This window comes from Streptomyces sp. adm13(2018) (genome assembly GCF_008042145.1).
GTDB lineage: Bacteria > Actinomycetota > Actinomycetes > Streptomycetales > Streptomycetaceae > Streptomyces.
Window position 1 is genome coordinate 1 of sequence record NZ_RDBH01000132.1, and the last position, 4,755, is coordinate 4,755.

Here is a 4,755-nt window from a genome sequence, read left to right on the forward strand (position 1 = left end):
GTACTGGACGGCCTGGCGGCCCTCGGCCCCCCGCCAGTGCCGCCAGGCCGTCCAGTACGCGTGCCAGGCCGAAGCGGTACGCGTGGTCCGCGTCGTACAGGCCGTCGTACGCGATCGCCGCCGCCTCCCCCACCCGACTCGCCAGCGGGAACCGCGTCTCGTCCAACGCCCGGGCCAGCAGCGGCTCGTGGGCCTCCCACCACTCCCCGTCCGACATCGCGCTCTCCCGTTCCTCCGCCCGCGCGTCCAACTCGGCCCGGGCGCCCGCCTGGACGAAGCCGAGGACGTACGTCAGCGCCGAGTCCCGGGCCACGTCGTCGAGGTCGAGACCCTCGAAGGCGCCGAGCTCGTACTCGTACTTGTTCATCACCCCGGGCCCCAACGGCGCCCGCACGATGCGCAGTTCGACCAGCCACGGATGCCCGAGGTGCAGCGCCCGGTTCGCGTCCGCGACCGCCGTGACGCGGGACCGCCAGGACTCCTCCGGGCGGAACGGCGGCCGGTCCATGCGGAGGAAGACGGCGTCCAGCATGAGATCGAGGAGCTCGGCCTTGCCGGGGACGTACGTGTAGAGCGTCATCGGGGTCACGCCGAGGTGCTGGGCCACCGCGCGCATGGTCAGCGCGTCGAGCCCGCCGGCGTCCGCGAGGGCCAGGGCCGCGTCGACGACCGCGTCGACCGTGAGGCCCTGCCGCGGGCCGCGCCGTCCCGCCGGTGCGGCCGAGCCGTCGCGCCACAGAAGCTCCAGGGTGCGTGCCGGGTCGCCCGCGCCACTGCTGCTCTTCCCCTTCACTCCCGCCATGCCGCTTCCGTCCTTCGTCGCACTCTTCACGCTCTTCACGCTCTTCGTGGTTCCCGCGTTCTCGCAGGTCAGAATAGCCGCCCGCTTACTTCGTACGTTGTATAGAGTACGCTTCCCCAGCACACAGGACGACCACCGGAGGGCGCACGATGAACCACCCCGTCGCAGCGGACAGCCACCACGTCATCCAGGTCCGCGGGGCCAGGGAGAACAACCTCAGGAACGTCGACGTCGACCTCCCCAAGCGCCGCCTCACCGTCTTCACCGGGGTGTCCGGCTCCGGCAAGTCCTCCCTCGTCTTCGGCACCATCGCCGCCGAGTCGCAGCGGCTCATCAACGAGACCTACAGCGCCTTCCTCCAGTCCTTCATGCCGTCGCTCGCCCGCCCCGACGTCGACGGACTGCACAACCTCAGCGCCGCGATCGTCGTCGACCAGGAGCGGATGGGCGCCAACTCCCGCTCCACCGTGGGCACGGCCACCGACGCGTACACGATGCTGCGGATCGTCTTCAGCCGTCTCGGCACCCCGCACGTCGGCACCTCGGGCGCCTTCAGCTTCAACCTGCCCGAGGGCATGTGCCCCCGCTGCGAGGGCACCGGCCAGATCTCCGACATCGACGTCGACGAGCTCGTCGACCGCAGCAAGTCCCTCAACGAGGGCGCACTCACCCTCCCGGGGTACGCCGTCGACTCCTGGATGTGGCAGATCATGGCCCACTCCGGCTTCTACGACCCCGACAAGAAGCTCGCCGACTTCACCGAGGAGGAGTGGGCGGACCTCCTCCACAAGCCCTCCTGCAAGGTGCGGATCGGCACCAACAACTTCACCTACGAGGGTCTCGTGGTGAAGCTCCAGCGGACCGTCCTCTCCAAGGACCGGGAGGCCATGCAGGCCCACGTCCGGGCCTTCGTGGACCGGGCCGTCGGCTTCCGGACCTGCCCCGAGTGCGAGGGCGCCCGCCTCACCCGCGCCGCGCTGTCCTCCCGCATCGACGGGGTCAACATCGCCGAGTGCTCGGCGATGCAGATCAGCGACCTCGCCGCGTTCGTCCGCCGGATCGAGGACCCCTCCGTCGCCCCGCTCCTCGCCGGCCTGCGCGAACTCCTCGACTCGCTCGTCGAGATCGGCCTCGGCTACCTGTCCCTCGACCGGTCCTCCGGCACGCTCTCCGGCGGCGAGGCCCAGCGCGTGAAGATGGTCCGGCACCTCGGCTCCCCGCTCACCGACGTCACGTACGTCTTCGACGAGCCGACCACCGGACTGCACCCGCACGACGTGCGGCGGATGAACGACCTGCTCCTGCGGCTGCGCGACAAGGGCAACACCGTCCTCGTCGTCGAGCACAAGCCCGAGGTCATCGAGATCGCCGACCACGTCGTCGACCTCGGCCCGCGGGCCGGGACGGCGGGCGGCGAGATCTGCTACAGCGGGAACGTGCCGGGGCTCCGCACCTCCGGCACGCTCACCGGCGACCACCTCGCGCACCGGGCGAAGCTCCGCACCGAGGTACGGGTCCCCACCGGCGCGCTGAGCATCACCGGCGCCACACAGCACAACCTCAAGGACGTCGGCGTCGAGATCCCGACCGGGGTCCTCACCGTCGTCACGGGCGTGGCCGGCTCCGGCAAGTCCTCCCTCATCCACGGAAACCTGCCGGGCCGCGAGGCCGTCGTCGTCGCCGACCAGTCCCCCATCCGGGGCTCGCGCCGGTCGAACCCGGCCACGTACACCGGGCTGCTCGGGCCGATCCGTACGGCCTTCGCCAAGGCCAACGGCGTCAAGCCGGCCCTCTTCAGCGCCAACTCCGAGGGTGCCTGCCCGCGCTGCAACGGCCTCGGGCTCGTCTACACCGACCTCGCCATCGCGGCGGGCGTCGCGTCGGTCTGCGAGGAGTGCGAGGGCAAGCGGTTCACACCCGAGGTCCTCACCTACCTGCTGAACGGGAAGAACATCCACGAGGTCCTGTCGCTGTCGATCGAGGAGGCGTACGACTTCTTCACCGCCAAGAGCCAGGCCCGCACCATCCTCGGCCGCCTCAAGGACGTCGGCCTCGGGTACCTGCGGCTCGGGCAGCCGCTCAACACGCTCTCCGGCGGCGAACGGCAGCGGATCAAGCTCGCCATCCACATGGCGGAGAAGGCCGCGGTCTACGTCCTGGACGAGCCGACCACCGGTCTCCACCTGGCCGACGTCGACAAGCTCCTCGCCCTCCTCGACCGGCTCGTCGAGGCCGGCAACACGGTCGTCGTGATCGAGCACCACCAGGCGGTGATGGCACACGCGGACTGGCTGATCGACCTGGGTCCGGGGGCGGGGCACGACGGCGGCCGGATCGTCTTCGAGGGCACTCCGGCCCAACTGGTCGAGAAGGGCGATACTTTGACGGCACGTCACCTGCGGGAGTACGTGGGCGGCTGAGCCGGGGCGGATGCCCGGCGGATGCCCGGCGGATTCCCGGCGGCGGCGGATCGGTCTCCCGGCGCCGCCGGGGCCACGACCGGTCCGTGGACTTCGGTGGACCTCCGCGCGTCCCGGCCGGAGGATCACGGCCATGACCACCTACCTGATCCTCCACGGCTACCAGAACCACCGCCCGCCCGGCCACTGGCAGCACTGGCTCGCCGGGCGGCTGCGGGAGCGGGGCCACGAGGTCCGCTACCCGGCGCTGCCCTCGCCCGACGCGCCCGTCCTCGCGGAATGGCTCGCCGCCCTGGACGAGCACGGGAGGCGATACCGGACGGCGGTGAGTTCGTGGTCCTCGCGCACAGCCTGTCCGTGCTGCTCTGGCTGCGGGCCGGCGCCCGCCGGCCCGAGGCCGACCGGGTGCTGCTCGTCGCCCCGCCGTCACCCTCGGTGGCCGCCTCGATCCCCGGGATCGCCGCCTTCGCCGAGGGGCTCGACCTCACGGAGCGGGGGCTCGACGCGCGGCTCGTGTACGGCGACGGGGACCCGTACTGCCCCGAGGGCGCCGACGTCTCCTACGGCACCCCGCTCGGCCTCGACACGGACCGCGTACCGGGCGGGGCGCACCTGAACCCCGACGCCGGTTACGGGGAGTGGCCCTCGCTCCTGGAGTGGTGCGAGGACCCGTCGGTGCGGATCGAGGGTCACCAGGCTCGGGGGCGGACGTACGGCACCCCGGAGGGGCCGGGGCCCGGGGACGGGTGAGTCCACCGCGCGGGCGCCCCGGCCCGGCGGGATGATCGAACCATGAGCCCCGCGTCCCAGAGCCCCGCCGCCCCGCAGCCCCAGCACCCCGAGATCCACCTCGCCCAGCAGCCGGACGCCGACGCGCTGCTCGGCCGGTCGCCGCTGGCCGCGCTCGTGGGCATGCTGCTCGACCAGCAGGTGCCGATGGAGTGGGCCTTCTCGGGGCCGTACACCATCGCCCGGCGGCTCGGGGCGGACGATCTCGACGCGCACGAGATCGCCGCCCGGGACCCGGAGGAGTTCGCCGCGCTGCTCTCCGAGAAGCCCGCCGTGCACCGCTACCCGGGGTCGATGGCGCAGCGCGTGCAGCAGCTGTGCGCGTTCCTGGTGGAGGAGTACGGGGGCGACGCCGAGGCCGTCTGGGCGGACGCGGCGACCGGGAAGGAGCTGCTCGCGCGGCTCCAGGCGCTCCCCGGCTTCGGCAAGCAGAAGGCGCAGATCTTCCTGGCGCTGCTGGGCAAGCAGTACGGGGTGCGGCCGACGGGATGGCGGGAGGCGGCGGGCGCGTACGGCGAGCGGGGCTCGTACCGCTCGGCCGCCGACATCACGGGTCCGGAGTCGCTGGTGAAGGTGCGGGCGCACAAGCAGGAGATGAAGGCGGCGGCGAAAGCGGCGAAAGCGGCCAAGGAGCAGAAAACCGACGGGAATTGAAAATTCCAGATTTCAATCCTGCTCTGTGTGACAGGAATTGTGGAGAAGGTGTTCACAGGATGCCCTGCGGCTCGCTAACTTCCCCTCAAC

The 4,755-nt window shown here is 71.7% G+C and carries 3 protein-coding genes and 1 pseudogene; 3 read left to right on the forward strand and 1 reads right to left on the reverse strand.

What is annotated here, in order from left to right:
- Positions 1–802 (reverse strand): TetR/AcrR family transcriptional regulator (locus EAO70_RS26180; RefSeq protein WP_148005374.1); only part of this gene is annotated, 802 nt, incomplete at its 3' end.
- Between the two features lie 149 nt (positions 803–951).
- Between EAO70_RS26180 and EAO70_RS26185 the strand changes: the two genes are divergently transcribed.
- The 3 genes and pseudogenes from EAO70_RS26185 (at position 952) to EAO70_RS26195 (ending at position 4,665) form a co-directional block, all read left to right on the forward strand.
- On the forward strand, positions 952–3,222 hold the full coding sequence (locus EAO70_RS26185; RefSeq protein WP_148005375.1) for an ATP-binding cassette domain-containing protein: 2,271 nt from the start codon (positions 952–954) through the stop codon (positions 3,220–3,222).
- A 133-nt stretch (positions 3,223–3,355) separates the two neighbouring features.
- Positions 3,356–3,972: pseudogene (locus EAO70_RS26190) on the forward strand (RBBP9/YdeN family alpha/beta hydrolase).
- A 42-nt stretch (positions 3,973–4,014) separates the two neighbouring features.
- On the forward strand, positions 4,015–4,665 hold the full coding sequence (locus EAO70_RS26195; RefSeq protein WP_148005376.1) for an HhH-GPD-type base excision DNA repair protein: 651 nt from the start codon (positions 4,015–4,017) through the stop codon (positions 4,663–4,665).
- Positions 4,666–4,755 lie beyond the last annotated feature (90 nt).